A 16,894-nucleotide genomic window follows, 5' to 3' on the forward strand; every position below is an offset into this window, starting at 1 on the left:
TTTATAAACAATACTTTAACTATAATGTATGAAAAAATCCGTTTAAGCAAATGCAAAAACGGATTTAATAGCAGCTTTATCTTTTTCTTTAATGCATGTTAATTTCAAACGGCATTAAGGCTTGAACACCTTTTTGCATTTGTATTTTTTTAATTTCTTGCATAATACGATAATTTTCTTCCCCTATTTCTTCTTTTATAAAATCTGCTTTCGATTTTGCAAAAGGAAGATTTGCTAAAAGATCATCAAAGTTTTTCTCGTATTCTGGATAATTTTGAGTGCTGTAATTTTTTGTTTTCCCCAAGGAAGCCGCTTTCGCAATAGCATCGTCTAATCCTCCAATTTTATCTACGAGTCCAATTTTCAAGGCTTCTGAACCTGTCCAAACTCTACCTTGCGCAATAGCATCTACTTGTGCAAATGTCATCTTGCGTCCTTCAGCCACATGGGTTACAAAAGTTTTGTAAATGTGTTCCACACCTTCCAGCGTAACTGCTTTGAAGTTTTCATCAATGGGAACAAAAGGACTGTAATTGGCGGAATTTTCATGTGTTTTAACCTGTTCCGTATATATTCCTATTTTAGTGGCTAATGGCGTAAAGTTTGGCAATATTCCAAAAACACCAATGGAACCAGTGATTGTGTTCGCTTCAGCAAATATAGTGTTTGCATTACACGCAATATAATACCCGCCAGAAGCCGCATAATTACCCATAGAAACGACTACGGGTTTTACTTTTTTAGTCAGTTCAATCTCTCTCCAGATCAAATCTGAGGTCAAAGCACTTCCGCCCGGACTGTCAATGCGAAGTACAATTGCCTTTACATTTTTGTTTTTTCGAGCTTCTTGTAACGAGCGACGCATTGAACCTTCACCAATCACATTGACATCTCCTTCGCCACTCATAATTTCTCCTTGGGCATAAATAATGGCAATTTCATCCGTGCTGTCAGAACTTTGGGAAGTGGTAGCGATTTTCTGTGCATAATCAATTACAGATACTTTGTTGTATTCCTTATCTGTAGTTACATTAAGCACTTTTCGTATGGCATTATGGTACACATCTTCATAAGCAATGATATCTACTAATTTTTGGTTTTTTGCCATTTCCGGAGTTCTTGCAAGAAGTCCGTTGGCAATTTCATTTAATTTAGCCACAGAGATGTTTCTGCTTTTAGCAATGTCAGTGGTGATGGAGTTCCAAACAGAATTCAGTAAAGCTGTCGTTTGTTCTCTATTGGCATCACTCATTTTATTTTCTAAAAACGGCTCCACAGCACTTTTGTATTTTCCATGGCGGATTACTTCCATTTTTAGCCCTGATTTTTCCTGAAAGTCTTTAAAAAACATAAGTTCAGCAGAAAGTCCTTTGAAATCCATATCTCCCACAGGATTTATATAAATGGGACTGGCCACAGAATTTAAGTAATATTCTTTTTGCGAATAGGAGTTGGCGTAAGCCATGACGAATTTTCCTGATTTTTTAAAGTGTTCCAAAGCATCTCTCAAGGCTTTACTCTGAGCCATTCCTAGCGATGAAACATTGTTCAATATAGAAATTCCTTTGATATCATCATCCGTTTCAGCCGCTTCAACGGCATTGATAATATCAGATAAACCTACTTTTTTGTTTTCTGAAAAAATAGTCATCCAGGGATCTTTGTATTTCCCGGCATAATCATTCTGTATGTCTTCTAAATTCAGTTCAATAACAGAATTGTCTTTTATCGTAACGCCTTCAGATTCACCGCCAAAAATGGCTCCAACAAGGATTATTCCAAAAAAGAATAACATGAAGAAAACAAAAATACCTATAATAGTCGCTAATACATTTCCTAAAAATTTCATAATTATATTTTTTTTATAAGTCGTACAAAACATTGAAATGTTACAAGCCGTGGGGAAAATCCCAAGTTTGATTAGCAACACCGGATACAAATATATTGCTAATTCTAAAATTCTTTAGTTAATTTGCATCTAATTATGAAATCACAGCATCAGGTCATTTTATCGATAGGAAGTAATCAAGGGAATCGATTGGAAAATATCGAACATTGTTTACAAGTAATACATCAGGAAATAGGGACGGTAATCAAAGTTTCTAAATTATATGAAACTCCTGCTTGGGGTTTTGAAAGTGATGCTTTTTGTAATTGTGCATTGGTTTTGCATACTTTTAATTCGGCTCATAAAGTGCTAACACAGATTTTAAAAATGGAAAAACGATTGGGACGTTTGCGAACAAAGGCGCAGGGGTATCAATCACGAACAATTGATGTAGATATGATTGCTTTCGACTCGGAAGTTATTACTACTGAAAAACTCCAAATTCCACATCCCTTAATGCAGAATAGGAATTTTGTGTTGTTACCCGTGCAGGACTTAAATTTAGATTGGAAGCATCCCATTCTTCAAAAAAATATTTCGGAATTATTGGCTTTGTCTCCAGATGAAAGTGTTTGTACAGTCGTTCAGAATTTAGTGAATCCTTTGCAGAATGTTCCGTTGGAGCAATTTAATTATGTTGCTTTTGAAGGGAATATCGGAGCAGGAAAAACAACTTTGGCTACTAAAATTTCTGAGGATTTTAATGCAAAAACAGTATTGGAACGTTTTGCAGATAATCCTTTCTTACCTAAATTTTACAAAGATCAAAACCGGTATGCGTTTCCACTTGAAATGTCATTTCTTGCAGATAGATACCAGCAATTATCAGATGATTTAGCACAATTTGATTTGTTTAAAGACTTTCTGGTTGCCGATTATCATATCTTTAAATCGTTGATTTTTGCCAAAATAACATTGGCCGAGGACGAATACCGCCTGTATCGCAATCTTTTTGATATCATTTACAGAGAAATGCCAAAACCGGACTTGTATATTTATTTGTATCAAAATTCCGAAAGGCTGTTACAAAATATTAAGAAACGTGGCAGAAGCTACGAACAAAAAATCCCGGCTGAATATTTGGATAAAATCAACAGTGGTTATCTGGATTACATTAAATCCCAAACCGATTTGAATGTGCTGATTATTGATGTTTCTGATCGGGATTTCGTAAAAAATCAAGCAGATTATTTGTTTATTTTAGATCAAATTCAACAAAAAATCAAGCAGTAGTGCCCACTATTTCGCGAAATAAGCAGGACTAGACGGATTATCTCTTTAAAGAAAAATGACCTCTTTTTTCAGGACTGTTTGCGTCAATTTTTAATACATACCAATAATCGTCAGCGGGTAAAAGATTTTTATTAAAAGTCCCGTCCCAAGAGGGTTTCGTTGAATTTAATTTGGTGATTAACTTTCCATACCGATCAAAGATGGTTACTTCTGCTTCAGGATAATTGACCAATCCTTTTATTTCCCATACATCATTGTGGGAATCATTGTTTGGTGTGAAAAATTTTGGAGTAATTAATACTATAAAAGCTTTACGGTCAATTCCGCATGAATTTACTTCTCTAACATAAGCAGTTTGCAAACCGCTCGCTACATTAAAAAACACATTTGAACTTTGATAATAAATTCCATCAACGGAATATTCAAAATAATTTTTTGGATTTTTCAAATAAATTACAACCGTGGTTTCATTGACGTCAATTCTATCGATGTCTGGAGCATCATGCGCTATAACAGTAATTTTTTTGGTACTGCTACAGTTGGCATTATTTGTTATGTCTACACTATAGACTCCTGGAGTAGTGACCACAATTGTCTTCGTAGTTTCGCCGGTTGACCATAAATACTTGAGGTCAGGAATTTGTGCGTCAAGGGTTAAACTGCCAGATTCACAAAGTATTAATTCTTCGTCCATAACTACCGGAGGATCGGAAATCATGATTTCAACAGCAATCCGTCTACCGTTCGAACATCCGTTATTTATGGCTTCTGCGTAATAGGTTGTGTTTTCTGAAACGGTAGTTGTAAACTGCATTCCGGTAGACACAAGGCTTCCTCCGGTTTGGGCTGAATACCAATTTACGGTACTATCGGGTGTGTTTGTAGTAGCTTTTAATGTGGCTGGGCCTGCACCGCATCTTGTCACGGGGGTATTGGTCGATGTTATAGTAGGAATTGTGTTTATGGTAGCAGTAACTGCCGTTCTGTTTGTAGGGCATTCAGCAGCAACGTAATAGGTTGTTGTTGTGTCTAAAAAAGGAGTTGTGTATGCATTACCCGTGTGTAATAAGTTCCCATTACTTGCCGTATCGTACCAATTAACGGTTCCTGCAGTTGCGATTGCTTGTAATGTAACGGTTCCTGAACCACATCTCCAGGCAGGAGTGGTGCCTGAGATTTGAGAGGTGGTTATTGTGGTACTGGCTGAAATTTGAAGAATTGGGTCGTCAGGCATTCCGCCGTATTCTACAATATATCCTTTAGGTTGGTAATCCCCGCTTGCATCACCATTCAATTGCAAATCATTCCAGGAACCTGATATTCCAATACCTGGCGCAGTTATATGTGCATAGTGTTCAATGCCGTTGCTATTGTTTGGTTCGTTATTATTCCAAGCCGCAAAATTAGGACTTGTACCATTAACTCCTCCATTCCAAAAGGTTACTCTGTCAACAGCCGGTCCGGTAACCCATTTCCATACCCCTTCTGTTTCGGCGTCACTACCGCCAATCCATCCTGCTCCTTTAGCTTGTTCTCCTGCTAGTTGCGCTTCGTCAGCTGCGGTGATTGTCGCTAAATAGCCTTGAAGTCCAAAATAGGTACTGGCTTCAGCTGCTGCTTTTGCGGCTGTCCAACTAATACCTATGTTAGGGAAATATTGGTAATAATGGCCATTTCTAGGTAAATAATTGGCTGCTCCAAGGGTAATAGAAAAATCTCTTCTGCCTGATGGAGTTGTTGAGGAATTGCTAAAAACTACATCTTTGATAGCATTTACAAAGTCTGCGTACAGTACTTTTGTTTCAGCAATAGGACTCGATAATTTAAGTTTTCCTTCGGTAGGACTCCACTCTGAGCGGATATTCGGGTGTAGCGCGGGATTGGACAATTGGATTACATCCTGTCCATTTACATATCCCGTAGAAATTTGGATATAAACCGCCTCAGTTCCAATATCACTGGCATCAGACCCAGTTATAGTTACATCAGTTACTATTTTTAAGGGATTCCCTGGACAATAAATTTGATTTCCTGTTGCTTTAATTACAGGGGGATCAATTGCATAAGCTGTCTTTGTTATGAAAAGTGAAAGTGCTAGAATTATTTTAAAAAAAACAGTTATTTTCATTCTATAAAAGTACTAATTTTCTATTTTGGCCAATTCATTTTTTGAAATAAATCCCAAACCACAATGCCGGCACTTACGGAAATATTCAAAGAATGTTTGGTGCCTAGTTGTGGGATTTCGATGGAGCCATCGCATAATGCAACCGCTTCCTGTGAAACTCCGTAGACTTCGTTCCCAAAAACCAAAGCATATTTCACTCCTTTTTTAACTTTAAAATTTTGAAGAAAAACGGCACTTTGTACCTGTTCTATAGCTAGCGTGATAACGCCTTCTGTTTTTAATTTTTCGATAACTTCAAGAACATTATCCTGATGTTGCCAAGTTACTGTTTCAGTAGCACCAAGGGCTGTTTTATGGATTTCCTTGTGTGGTGGTGTGGCGGTGATACCACATAAAAATATTTTCTCGACTAAAAAGGCATCGGCAGTTCTAAAAACAGAGCCAATATTATGTAGGCTTCGAATGTCATCTAATACCAAAATAAGGGGTGTTTTTTCAGATTGCTTAAAACCCTCTACGGATTTTCGATCCAGTTCACTATTTTCGAGTTTTCTCATGTGTGTAAAGTATTCAAAAAAAAAGCTTCCGAAATGAATGGAAGCTTTTTAATGTATTCGTTAAAATTTTAGCTTTTTGCAGGTTGTGCTGCTAAAACGTTTCCTTTTATAGTCAATGTTTTATTAGGAACAGTTGCATTTGTTGTCAACGTAACGGTTTTTGTAAATGCCTGACCTGCTCTTGAAGTGTCATATTTTACTCCAATAACTCCTTTTGCACCCGGGGCGATTGGCTCTTTTGGATACGTTGGCACGGTGCAACCACATGAACCTTGAGCGTTAGTAATGATTAAGGGTTTGTTGCCGTTGTTAGTGAATACAAATTCACGACGGCCCTCAGCGTTGTGTGCTATAGTACCATAATCAATGGTTTCAGTTACAAAAACCATTCCTGCTCCATTTACTTTGGCAGGTGCGGAGCTAGTCGCTTTTATCTTTTTTGATGTTTCTTGTGCATTAGAAGTCGTTACTCCTAAAACCACTAGTAAAGCTAAGGCAATTATTTTTTTCATGTTTGTTTCAATTTAATAGAGTCACAAATCTAAAAAAAATAAATAAATTAGGCCTTAAATATTTCTTAAAAAAAAGGTTAATTTTTTAAGGAGGTTATTTATTTGCTTTTAAATCTATAAATTCGCTGATATTTTTTCATTTTTAAACACAAATACAATTGGCATCTAAAGATAAAGAAGTTAAAGAAACTCCGTTAATGAAACAGTACAACGAGATCAAAAGGAAGTATCCGGATGCGTGCTTGTTGTTTCGTGTTGGGGATTTTTATGAGACATTTGGGGAGGATGCTGTTCGTGCCTCTAAAATATTAGGAATTGTATTGACCAAGCGTGGAGCGGGCTCTGAAACCGAGACGGCTCTTGCCGGTTTTCCGCACCATTCCTTGAATACCTATTTGCCAAAATTAGTAAAAGCAGGACTTCGTGTAGCAATTTGTGATCAGCTCGAAGATCCAAAACTGACTAAAACCATCGTGAAACGCGGCGTGACTGAACTTGTAACTCCCGGTGTTTCCATGAATGATGAGGTTTTACAGTCTAAAACGAATAATTTTTTAGCAGCTGTTTTTTTTGCCAATAAATCCATAGGGATTTCATTTCTGGATGTGTCTACCGGTGAATTTTTGACGGCACAAGGCAATGCGGAATATATTGACAAACTCTTACAGAATTTTAATCCCAGTGAGGTTCTGATTCCAAAAAATAATAAAAATGATTTTCGGGAGATTTTCGGAGACGACTATCATAGTTTTTATCTGGAGGATTGGATTTACAAAGAAGACTATGCATTCGAGACCTTAACCAAGCATTTTCAAACGGTGTCTTTGAAAGGATTTGGAATCGAAGACCTGAAAGAAGGAATTATTGCTTCAGGAGCGATTTTATATTATTTATCCGAGACGCAGCACAATCGGGTGCAGCATATCACCTCGATTCAACGCATTGCCGAAGATGCTTATGTCTGGATGGATCGTTTTACGATTCGCAATCTGGAATTATACCATAGTTATAACCCAAACGCTGTGACGCTTCTCGATGTTATTGATAAAACGCTTTCACCAATGGGCGGTCGTTTGCTGAAACGTTGGTTGGCATTGCCATTGAAAGACAGTGCTAAAATAAAAAGTAGACATGAAGTAGTTTCGTATCTAAAAGACAATCAGGGCGTCCTGAAAAACATCCAAAATCAAATCAAGCAAATTTCTGATTTGGAACGTTTGATTTCAAAAATTGCTGCCGGAAAAGTCTCGCCTCGCGAGGTTGTGTATCTAAAAGAATCATTAGATGCGATTATTCCAATAAAAACCTTGGCGCTGGAAAGCCCGCAGGAAGCTGTAAAAGTAATTGGTGATAGTTTGCACAACTGTGAATTGTTGCGTGAAAAGATAAAAACGATTCTCAATCAAGATGCTCCTGTGGCTATTGCCAAAGGGAATGCGATTGCCAAAGGGGTCAATGCAGAGTTAGATGATTTGCGGGCAATATCAACTTCCGGAAAGGAATTTTTGGACGGAATTGAAAAACGCGAATCACAGTTGACAGGAATTTCCTCGTTGAAAATATCTTTCAACAACGTTTTTGGTTATTACATCGAAGTCAGGAACATGCACAAAGATAAAGTTCCTGCGGAGTGGATTCGGAAACAAACTTTGGTTAATGCAGAGCGTTATATTACGGAAGAATTAAAAGAATACGAAACTAAAATACTCGGTGCCGAAGAGAAAATTCATAAGATAGAAGTAGAGTTATTTGAACAATTGGTGAGTTGGATTGCCACGTATATAAAACCCGTTCAAATGAATGCTAATTTAGTAGCGCAACTGGATTGTTTGTGTTCTTTTACCCAATTGGCCATCGAAAATAAATATATTTGTCCGGAACTGGACGAAACATTCGAACTGGAAATCAAAAACGGAAGGCATCCTGTTATCGAAAAACAATTACCACTTGGCATGCCTTATATTGCTAATGATGTTTTCTTGGATCGAGTAACGCAGCAACTGATTATGATTACGGGTCCAAATATGTCTGGAAAGTCAGCCATTTTACGTCAAACCGCTTTGATTGTACTCTTGTGTCAAATGGGGAGTTTTGTCCCTGCAGACAGCGTGAGAATGGGAATTGTCGATAAGATATTCACTAGAGTAGGAGCAAGTGATAATATTTCGATGGGAGAATCTACTTTTATGGTCGAAATGAACGAAACGGCTTCGATCTTAAATAATATTTCGGATAGGAGTTTAGTGTTGTTGGACGAAATTGGTAGAGGAACGAGTACGTATGACGGTATTTCAATCGCTTGGGCAATTGCAGAGTTCTTACACGAACATCCTTCAAAGCCTAAAACATTATTTGCAACGCATTATCACGAGTTGAATGAAATGAGTGAATCACTGCCAAGAATTCAGAATTATAATGTTGCTGTCAAAGAATTGAAAGATACCGTGCTTTTTATTCGAAAATTAGTAAAAGGAGGAAGTGCTCATAGTTTTGGAATACATGTGGCAAAAATGGCCGGAATGCCTCAAATCGTTATTTTGAAAGCACAGAAGCTTTTAAAAAAATTAGAAAAGAATCATTCCAGCGATGCACTGAACGGAATTAAAGCGGCACAAGACGATATGCAAATGAGCTTTTTCAATTTGGATGATCCTTTATTGGAGGAAATCAAAGAAGAGATCCTAAATCTTGATATCAATACCATTACACCTATGGAAGCGCTGATGAAACTCAATGAAATTAAAAGAATGCTGACTAGAAAATGATTTTATTTGTTTTAAAGTTTAGGTTATCAGAACGTTACCTTTAATCTGTAATTTTTTTATAAAAAAGGCTTGTATAATTCAATAAATGTCTTAAATTTGCATCCGCAATACAGAACAAGTATCGCGGTTGTTTATAAGAATTGAAAATGCGAAAATAGCTCAGTTGGTAGAGCGCGACCTTGCCAAGGTCGAGGTCGCGGGTTCGAGCCCCGTTTTTCGCTCGACACCACATAATGCTCGGATGGTGAAATTGGTAGACACGCTGGACTTAAAATCCAGTGAACAGCAATGTTCGTGCGGGTTCAAGTCCCGCTCTGAGTACTAAACCGCTTCAACTGAAGCGGTTTTTTTTTGTTTTATGATTTTTAATAAAACTAAATCTGTTGGGACTAATATCAACTCCTTGCTTTTTCGTGATTCATAATTTGAATTTTTGTTATTTTAATAAACCATGGGAGCTTTTGTAATTAGTAAAAGATATAACGACGAATATAAATTTGTTTTTACTTCCAGAAAGGGGAAAATAGTTTTTACAAGTTTGAGTTATCAGTTAAAGTTTGAGTGTGAAGAGGATATTGAAAAATTTAAAGCAGCAATTGAAACCGCCGACTTTTTAAAGTTTAAGTCTTCCGGTGGGAAGTTCTATTTCAAATTGATAGTAAGTGGTAATCATTTTGCCACGAGCAGAAAATATACCACTTCGCTGCGTTTGCAAAAAGGGATTGACGAAATTATTCGGTATGGCTCAATTTCGGAAATACTAGATTTTTCGGGGAATGATTTTATTTTTATAGCCTAATTTCTCAATAAAGGAATCTACAAAAAAAAGGGTCTTGGTTTAATAGCCAAGACCCTCTTTTTTATATTTGTAAATCTGTTTGTTTAAAAGAGAGATGGTACAAATTAAAAAAGCCATCACGCATAGCGGATGGCTTTAAAATTTTTAGAGTTTGAGTTCTAATTATTTTTTTGCAGCTTCAGTAGCAGTAGCAGCAGCTTCAGTAGCAGTTGCAGCAGCAGAATCAACAACAACAGCAGCAGAATCAACTACCATAGCAGCAGAATCAACTACCATAGCAGCAGAATCAACAGCAACAGCAGCTTCGTCAGCAGGAGCGTCAGCTTTTTTACATGATACAACAGTCAAAACAGCAACAGCAGCTAAACTTAAAAATACTTTTTTCATCTTAATTTAATATAAAAGGTTAATTATTAATTCGTGGCAAAGATATAAATTTTTTAATATGTAAAATATTTTTTTATTTTTTTTTTAAAAAATATTATTTTTTATCCACGCCAGAATAAAAAGCAAATAGTGTGCCAGTCAAAGCAAATATTTAAGAAACGTTTAATATCGGTGCTACACCTCAGTTTTCTGGCGATTTTTACTTTAAGTTTTTCTTTTTCAATGAGTTGGTTTTCTTGGGGTGAACTAATTTTAATTCGCTGATTAAATTTTTTGCACCTGCGTATTTATCGATAATGAACAAAACATAGCGGATGTCCACCATGATATTTCTACAGATACTTGGGTCGTAATGGAGGTCGCTCATTGTTCCTTCCCAGACCCGGTCAAAATTAAGCCCTACTAAGTTTCCGGAAGCATCAATCGCAGGGCTTCCTGAATTGCCTCCGGTAGTATGATTGGTGCCAATAAAGCAAACTGGCATTTTACCATTTTCGTTGTACGGGCCATAATCTTTTGCGTTGTAGAGGTTCAATAGTTTTTCAGGAACATCAAATTCATAATCTCCCGGGATGTATTTTTCCATAACACCCTCTAAATAGGTTATTGGAGTGTATACAGTAGCATCTTTAGGCTCATATCCTTTTATTTTTCCATAGGTTATTCTCAAAGTACTGTTGGCATCCGGAAAAATCCTGCTATCCGTGTTTAATTCTAACAGCGCTTTCATGTAAGTACGTTGCAGTGCTGAAATCTTCACATTGATTTCGTCATATTTTGGAGCTACTTCTTTAGCGTATTTATCGGCTATTTCTTTTACTAACAGGAATCCTGGGTCGTTATTTAAATTTGTTAAAACAGTTCCGGCGTCACCTGACAGCAATTCTATTAGGCCGGCATAATTTTGAAGTTTGGATTTGGTATATATTTCCGAGGCCAAATTTCCTTCATTAACGTTGATCAAACTTTGCGGTAAAAATTGTTTTGGAGATTTTGTCGCATACAAGTCAATCAATTGCTCAAAAACTTTTTCATCTACAGTTGAGTTGAAGTTTTTATAAAAATTAGCCAGTCCGGGTATTAAATTATTTTTTCGGTCTATGAAAGATTGTTCTCCTTTGGTTTTATACACTTGTTCTAATTGGTATAACTTGTATCCAATACTGAGTAATTCCGTATTGCGCAGAACTACTTCCGTAAAATAGTCTCTTGCTAGCGCATAAGGAGCTATTTCTGTGTAGTTTTTGTCAAAATCAGCCAATACTGTTCCATATTCTTTTTCTTTGCCTGCTTTTGTTATTTTTTGTTGAAACGTTTTCTCAGATTCTCTTTTTACAGTAACTGCATTTGATTTTTTTAATCCTTGGGTCTCGCCAATCCATTTTTTCCAATAATTAGCAGTACTTGCATATTTTGAGGCGTACTGAATTTTGATGGCGTTGTCTTTTCGCATAAAACTATCAGCTATTTTCAGGGCTTTGTCTCTGACTTCGATTTTTGCAGGATTCAGTTCGGTTATAATTTGCTCAATTGCAACAGCGGGTAAATATTCGTTTGTTTTGCCCGGGTATCCAAAAACCAATGTAAAATCATCCTCGGCTACGCCATCCAGTGAAATAGGCAAGAAGTGTTTAGGGGTGTAAGGCACGTTGTCTTTTGAATATGCAGCCGGACGATTATTTTTATCGGCATAAATTCTAAACAAAGAAAAATCACCAGTGTGACGTGGCCAAACCCAGTTGTCAGTGTCAGAACCAAATTTTCCGATGGCAGTAGGTGGAGCGCCAACCAAGCGCACATCCGTAAAGGTTTCTGTGACAAAAAGCATGTATTGATTGCCTTCGTAAAACGTACGAATTTTATTTTCCTGCCAATTTTCCTTTGGCAACAAATTAGACAATGCCGTAATGTTCTCTTGAATTTTCTTTTGTTTTTCGGCTTCACTACTAAGGGAAGCAGTACCTTCCAGAATCGATGTGGTTACATCCTCAATTTTTACCATAAAAGTGACTGTCAAACCTTCATTTGGTAATTCATCTTCCATTTTGTATGCCCAAAAACCATCTGTCAGACAATCATGGTCAACCGTAGAATGCGATTGAATTTGAGAAAATCCACAATGATGATTGGTCAGGATTAGTCCTTTTGGAGAAATAACTTCAGCGGTACAGCCACCGTTAAAATGAGGTACAGCATCCTTGATGCTGGATTGATTTACATCATAAATGTCTTTGACGGACATTTTCATGCCCAGATTTTTCATTTCAGTTTCATTCATTCCTTTTAGCAACGAAGGAATCCACATGCCGCCTTGCTGGGCTTGCATCTGAATGACAAATAGGACTAAGAATAATTTTAAAAATTTCATAGTATTAAATTTAGAGTGTAATTTTATATGATTTTGTACTTCATTAATTGTCTGTTGTGCGATTCAAAACCGCTGGCGATATACAATTTTTGTGCTTTTTCATTGTGCGGTTCCACTTCCAGATAAATCAACTTTAACGATAGTTTACGACTTTCAGTTGTAATAAATGCAATGGCTTCGTTACCAATCCCTTTTCCACGTGCTTTTTCGGTGACATACAATTCGTCTAAAAAAGCAATTCTTCCTTGGTGTTCAAAACTAAAAACAAAGGTTAGAATAAGATAGCCCACAATTTCGTTGACGGATATAATGAGCCATGCTTTTCCTAAATTTTCATTGGAAATAAATTCTTGAAATAAAGTTTTGGACACATCAACAGAAATGGGATAATTATCTATGGCATAAAATTCCTGTATCAACGAGACAATGGTTTCAATATCAGTAGCAACCAGAGGTTTAAATTCAATCATTCAAAATATGGTTTAAAATAATGGTGGTGGCGCCTTTATTCATTTGTACAAAAGTGCTGGATATATGACCTTTTTCCTGTCGGATGTCATCATTGTGAATCAGGTTTTCAAGGGCTTCGTCCAATTCTTTTTGGTTGTTGACGGCAACACAGGCTTCCAGATTGACCAAAGCAATTGCTTCTGCAAAATGCGAATAGTTGGGGCCAATAAGGATTGGAACACCAAAAGTTGCCGGTTCTAAGACATTATGAACGCCGGGATTCCCAAAACCGCCACCCACATAGGCAATATCCGCATAACTGTATATTTTTGTCAAAAGACCAATGGTGTCAATGATAAAAACATCGAAATCCTGTAGGGACAAGTCGCGACTTGTCCCTACAGTCTCCATTTCAGAGAATAAAACAGTTTTTTTGGCAATGCTGTTTTTTAAATTCTGAATTTGTTCCTCCTTTATATTATGTGGCGTAATAATAAATTTGACATTGAAAGTATTCGAATTTATAAAATTCACTATTAAATCTTCATCTTTTGGCCACGAACTTCCCACGACAATAGTGAGTGTGTTGTTTTTAAAATCAGAGATAAAATCCAACGAATTGTCTTTTTCTAAAATTGTAGCCACTCGATCAAATCGGGTGTCGCCAGAAACAGCAACGTCTGTTTTGCCTAACTGCTGCAGTAATTTTTTGGAAGTTTCATTTTGAACAAAAAAGTAGGTAAAGGCATCCAGCGCTTCTCTGTAAAAGCCTCCGTACCACTTGAAAAACAGTTGATTTTTTCTAAGAATTCCAGAAATCAGGTAGGTTTTAGTATTTGATTTTTTGAGTTCAAATAAATAATTGGGCCAATATTCGTATTTGATAAAAAACACTAAAACCGGATGAACGAGATTCAAAAATTGTTGTGCATTTTTCTTGGTATCCAAAGGCAAATAAACTGTAACATCAGCAACTGTATTGTTTTTACGGACTTCATAACCCGAAGGAGAGAAAAAAGTAAGTACGATTTTGTGCGAAGGAAACTGCTTTTTTATCTTTTCGAGCACGGGTAAACCTTGCTCGTATTCACCCAAAGAAGCGGCATGAAACCAAATTGTTTTGTCAGTAGGTTTTATTTTTTGTTCCAAAATAGGGAAAACTACTTTCCTGCCATCCATGAAAAGTTTCATTTTTGGACTGAAAAGTGCTGTGATTTTTAATAAAAAACCAGCAAATTGAACCACTAAAGTATAGAGAAAAAGCATGATTAAAATTTTTGGGCTAAAATACGGTTTCTTTATTTTAATTTCTTCCACAGCAATATTTAAATTTTGGTTGTTAGGAATGTCATTTTTAGTTCATTTGAATGATATCTTTTTTTAATGTAGGTTGTATTGGTTTCAACTCATAAATAGCTATTTTTGTTCTTCGATTTAAGAAAGTATTTACTGTATTAAGAAATGGTATTCTTTCGAACATTAAACAAAAATTGTAATGAAAAAAATCCAAATGGTTGACTTAAAGAGTCAATATGAAAAAATAAAAGATACCGTTAACATTTCTATTCAGGAAGTTTTAGATACTAATACTTATATTAATGGACCTCAAGTTCATCAATTTCAAAAATCATTAGAAGAATATCTGGATGTAAAACACGTAATTCCGTGTGCAAATGGAACTGATGCGTTGCAAATTGCCATGATGGGACTGGATTTAAAACCAGGCGATGAGGTAATCACTGCCGATTTTACCTTTGCAGCCACAGTGGAAGTAATTGCTTTGTTGCAATTGATACCGGTTTTAGTCGATGTGGATCTATATAATATGAATATTTCTATCGAAGGAATCAAAAAAGCGATTACGCCAAAAACAAAAGCGATTGTACCGGTACATTTGTTTGGTCGTGCCGCCAATATGGAAGCGATTATGGCGATTGCAAAAGAATATAACTTATACGTTATCGAAGATAATGCGCAAGCGATTGGTGCCAATTGTAAATTTTCGGATGGCACTAAAAAGAAAGCGGGAACGATTGGACATGTAGGCGCAACTTCGTTTTTTCCTTCAAAAAATCTTGGGTGTTACGGAGACGGCGGAGCTGTTTTTACCAATGATGATGCTTTGGCGCACAAACTTCGCGGAATTGTAAATCACGGAATGTATGAGCGATACCACCATGATGTAGTAGGCGTAAATTCCCGATTAGACAGTATTCAGGCGGCCGTTTTGAACGCAAAGTTACCTTTATTAGATGAATATGGAAGAGCCAGACAAGATGCAGCCAGGAAATATTCTGCAGCTTTTGAAGGGCATAAAAATATAGTTGCACCAACTATTTGTTCAATTTGTGACTGTCACGTTTTTCATCAGTACACGTTACGAATAATTGATGCTGACAGAAATGGCTTGATGCAGCATTTATTGGAAAAAGGAATTCCTTGTGCTATTTATTACCCAATTCCGTTGCATTTGCAAAAAGCCTACGCTGATTCCCGTTACAATGAAGAAGATTTTCCTGTAACCAATCAGCTAGTCAGGGAAGTGCTTTCGTTGCCAATGCATACCGAATTAGATGACGAGCAAATTAAATTTATCACGGATTCGGTTTTACAATATTTAAAATAATATAGTTGTAGAGACGCGATTCATCGCGTCTTTTTTATAAACGATTAGACACGATAAATCGCGTCTGTACAAAAAATAAATTATGAAAATAGTAGTTACAGGTGGTTTGGGTTTCATAGGATCACATACCGTAGTAGAATTGCAAAACGAAGGATTTGAGGTTGTCGTTGTCGATAATTTATCAAATACTTCCTTGAGTGTTTTGGACGGAATTCAGAATATTACGGGTAAAGTTCCAACTTTCGAAAAATTAGATTTGCGCGAAAAAGAGAAGGTACAGGATTTTTTCAAAAGACATCATGATATTTCAGGTGTTATCCATTTTGCAGCTTCAAAAGCAGTGGGCGAAAGTGTAGAAAATCCGTTGTTATACTATGAAAACAACATCAATGCCTTGGTTTATGTTTTGCAGGAACTACAGCAAAAACCGGAAGCGAATTTCATTTTTAGCTCGTCATGTACTGTCTATGGTCAGGCCGAAACCATGCCAATAACTGAAAATGCTTCTATTCAAACCGCCATGTCTCCTTATGGGAACACGAAACAAATAGGAGAAGAAATCATTACTGATACTGCTAAAGTTACTAATATCAACGCTATATTATTGCGTTATTTTAATCCAATAGGAGCGCATCCTTCTACTGAAATCGGAGAATTACCTATTGGAGTTCCTCAGAATTTAGTGCCGTTTATTACGCAAACCGGTTTTGGATTGCGAAAAGAACTTTCGGTTTATGGTGATGATTACCCTACTCCAGATGGAACGGCAGTACGCGATTACATTCACGTAGTTGATTTGGCGAAAGCCCACGTAATCGCTCTACAACGGCTATTGAACAAAAAAAATACGGCTAAAGTAGAAACCTTTAATCTGGGAACCGGAACCGGCAGCTCAGTATTAGAGGTTATTCATACTTTTGAAAAAGTAAGTGGTAAAAAATTGCCTTATAAAATTGTAGGTCGCAGAGAAGGAGACATTACCTCAGCTTACGCCAATACAGATAAAGCCAATACTATTTTGGGATGGAAAGCACAATCCACGCTGGAGCAAGCTATGGCAAGTGCCTGGAAATGGGAACAGAAGATTAGGAGATGAAAAAATCACGCCTACTTCATATCAAAAATCAAAAACCTTCAAAATCATTTGATCTTGAAGGTTTTTGATTTTTGGGGTTCCTGCG

The 16,894-nt window shown here is 36.7% G+C and carries 13 protein-coding genes and 2 tRNA genes; 7 read left to right on the plus strand and 8 right to left on the minus strand.

Annotated elements, in window-relative coordinates; all coding sequences use genetic code 11:
- Positions 1-88 precede the first annotated feature (88 nt).
- The gene (gene sppA / locus EKM02_RS01610) at positions 89-1,849 is read right to left on the minus strand and encodes a signal peptide peptidase SppA (RefSeq protein WP_126451743.1); all 1,761 of its coding nucleotides are present in this window, start codon (positions 1,847-1,849) and stop codon (positions 89-91) included.
- Positions 1,850-1,984: 135 nt separating this feature from the next.
- Here sppA and folK point away from each other — a divergent pair, with 135 nt between their 5' ends.
- Complete coding sequence (gene folK, locus EKM02_RS01615; protein ID WP_126451744.1) at positions 1,985-3,121, plus strand: 2-amino-4-hydroxy-6-hydroxymethyldihydropteridine diphosphokinase; 1,137 nt, start codon at positions 1,985-1,987, stop codon at positions 3,119-3,121.
- A gap of 37 nt (positions 3,122-3,158) precedes the next feature.
- Here the strand turns inward: folK and EKM02_RS01620 are convergent, their stop codons facing one another.
- The 3 genes from EKM02_RS01620 to EKM02_RS01630 all read right to left on the minus strand — a co-directional run bounded on the left by EKM02_RS01620 (position 3,159) and on the right by EKM02_RS01630 (position 6,318).
- The gene (locus tag EKM02_RS01620) at positions 3,159-5,249 is read right to left on the minus strand and encodes a T9SS type B sorting domain-containing protein (protein WP_126451745.1); all 2,091 of its coding nucleotides are present in this window, start codon (positions 5,247-5,249) and stop codon (positions 3,159-3,161) included.
- Between the two features lie 20 nt (positions 5,250-5,269).
- Positions 5,270-5,806, minus strand: a complete 537-nt coding sequence (locus tag EKM02_RS01625) for an RNA methyltransferase (protein WP_126451746.1) — start codon at positions 5,804-5,806, stop codon at positions 5,270-5,272.
- Between the two features lie 68 nt (positions 5,807-5,874).
- Positions 5,875-6,318, minus strand: coding sequence for a DUF1573 domain-containing protein (locus EKM02_RS01630; protein WP_126451747.1), 444 nt, complete (start codon positions 6,316-6,318; stop codon positions 5,875-5,877).
- Positions 6,319-6,476: 158 nt separating this feature from the next.
- On the opposite strand from EKM02_RS01630, the gene mutS reads away from it, so the two are divergent.
- The 4 genes from mutS to EKM02_RS01650 all read left to right on the plus strand — a co-directional run bounded on the left by mutS (position 6,477) and on the right by EKM02_RS01650 (position 9,882).
- Entirely contained in the window at positions 6,477-9,083 is a 2,607-nt protein-coding gene (gene mutS, locus EKM02_RS01635; protein ID WP_199878454.1) for a DNA mismatch repair protein MutS, read from the plus strand.
- Positions 9,084-9,231: 148 nt separating this feature from the next.
- A tRNA-Gly gene (locus EKM02_RS01640) sits at positions 9,232-9,304 on the plus strand.
- A gap of 14 nt (positions 9,305-9,318) precedes the next feature.
- Positions 9,319-9,404 (plus strand) — tRNA-Leu (locus EKM02_RS01645).
- A 130-nt stretch (positions 9,405-9,534) separates the two neighbouring features.
- A complete protein-coding gene (locus EKM02_RS01650; protein WP_126451748.1) occupies positions 9,535-9,882 on the plus strand; it encodes a DUF1508 domain-containing protein in 348 nt (115 codons plus the stop codon).
- A 162-nt stretch (positions 9,883-10,044) separates the two neighbouring features.
- Here the strand turns inward: EKM02_RS01650 and EKM02_RS01655 are convergent, their stop codons facing one another.
- The 4 genes from EKM02_RS01655 to EKM02_RS01670 all read right to left on the minus strand — a co-directional run bounded on the left by EKM02_RS01655 (position 10,045) and on the right by EKM02_RS01670 (position 14,353).
- Positions 10,045-10,269 carry a hypothetical protein gene (locus EKM02_RS01655; protein WP_126451749.1) on the minus strand — a complete coding sequence of 75 codons (225 nt, stop codon included), beginning with the start codon at positions 10,267-10,269 and terminating at the stop codon, positions 10,045-10,047.
- A 199-nt stretch (positions 10,270-10,468) separates the two neighbouring features.
- Positions 10,469-12,637: a S46 family peptidase gene (locus EKM02_RS01660; protein WP_126451750.1), complete on the minus strand. Its 2,169-nt coding sequence runs from the start codon at positions 12,635-12,637 to the stop codon at positions 10,469-10,471.
- A 23-nt stretch (positions 12,638-12,660) separates the two neighbouring features.
- Positions 12,661-13,107, minus strand: coding sequence for a GNAT family N-acetyltransferase (locus tag EKM02_RS01665; RefSeq protein WP_199878455.1), 447 nt, complete (start codon positions 13,105-13,107; stop codon positions 12,661-12,663).
- Positions 13,100-14,353, minus strand: a complete 1,254-nt coding sequence (locus tag EKM02_RS01670; protein ID WP_126451751.1) for a 3-deoxy-D-manno-octulosonic acid transferase — start codon at positions 14,351-14,353, stop codon at positions 13,100-13,102. The genes EKM02_RS01665 and EKM02_RS01670 overlap by 8 nt, the downstream gene beginning before the upstream one ends.
- Before the next feature lie 229 nt (positions 14,354-14,582).
- Between EKM02_RS01670 and EKM02_RS01675 the strand changes: the two genes are divergently transcribed.
- Entirely contained in the window at positions 14,583-15,713 is a 1,131-nt protein-coding gene (locus EKM02_RS01675) for a DegT/DnrJ/EryC1/StrS family aminotransferase (protein WP_126451752.1), read from the plus strand.
- An 82-nt stretch (positions 15,714-15,795) separates the two neighbouring features.
- The gene (gene galE / locus EKM02_RS01680) at positions 15,796-16,809 is read left to right on the plus strand and encodes a UDP-glucose 4-epimerase GalE (RefSeq protein ID WP_126451753.1); all 1,014 of its coding nucleotides are present in this window, start codon (positions 15,796-15,798) and stop codon (positions 16,807-16,809) included.
- Positions 16,810-16,894: the final 85 nt, after the last annotated feature.

The organism is Flavobacterium sp. RSP49 (assembly GCF_003968735.1).
In the GTDB taxonomy this organism is placed as follows: domain Bacteria; phylum Bacteroidota; class Bacteroidia; order Flavobacteriales; family Flavobacteriaceae; genus Flavobacterium.

Bases quoted from the DNA above. Each gene is read 5' to 3' on its own strand.
- sppA (WP_126451743.1), bottom strand. From the start codon at position 1,849: ATGAAATTTTTAGGAAATGTATTAGCGACTATTATAGGTATTTTTGTT.
- folK (WP_126451744.1), top strand. From the start codon at position 1,985: ATGAAATCACAGCATCAGGTCATTTTATCGATAGGAAGTAATCAAGGG.
- EKM02_RS01620 (WP_126451745.1), bottom strand. From the start codon at position 5,249: ATGAAAATAACTGTTTTTTTTAAAATAATTCTAGCACTTTCACTTTTC.
- EKM02_RS01625 (WP_126451746.1), bottom strand. From the start codon at position 5,806: ATGAGAAAACTCGAAAATAGTGAACTGGATCGAAAATCCGTAGAGGGT.
- EKM02_RS01630 (WP_126451747.1), bottom strand. From the start codon at position 6,318: ATGAAAAAAATAATTGCCTTAGCTTTACTAGTGGTTTTAGGAGTAACG.
- EKM02_RS01650 (WP_126451748.1), top strand. From the start codon at position 9,535: ATGGGAGCTTTTGTAATTAGTAAAAGATATAACGACGAATATAAATTT.
- EKM02_RS01655 (WP_126451749.1), bottom strand. From the start codon at position 10,269: ATGAAAAAAGTATTTTTAAGTTTAGCTGCTGTTGCTGTTTTGACTGTT.
- EKM02_RS01660 (WP_126451750.1), bottom strand. From the start codon at position 12,637: ATGAAATTTTTAAAATTATTCTTAGTCCTATTTGTCATTCAGATGCAA.
- EKM02_RS01665 (WP_199878455.1), bottom strand. From the start codon at position 13,107: ATGATTGAATTTAAACCTCTGGTTGCTACTGATATTGAAACCATTGTC.
- EKM02_RS01670 (WP_126451751.1), bottom strand. From the start codon at position 14,353: ATGCTTTTTCTCTATACTTTAGTGGTTCAATTTGCTGGTTTTTTATTA.
- EKM02_RS01675 (WP_126451752.1), top strand. From the start codon at position 14,583: ATGAAAAAAATCCAAATGGTTGACTTAAAGAGTCAATATGAAAAAATA.
- galE (WP_126451753.1), top strand. From the start codon at position 15,796: ATGAAAATAGTAGTTACAGGTGGTTTGGGTTTCATAGGATCACATACC.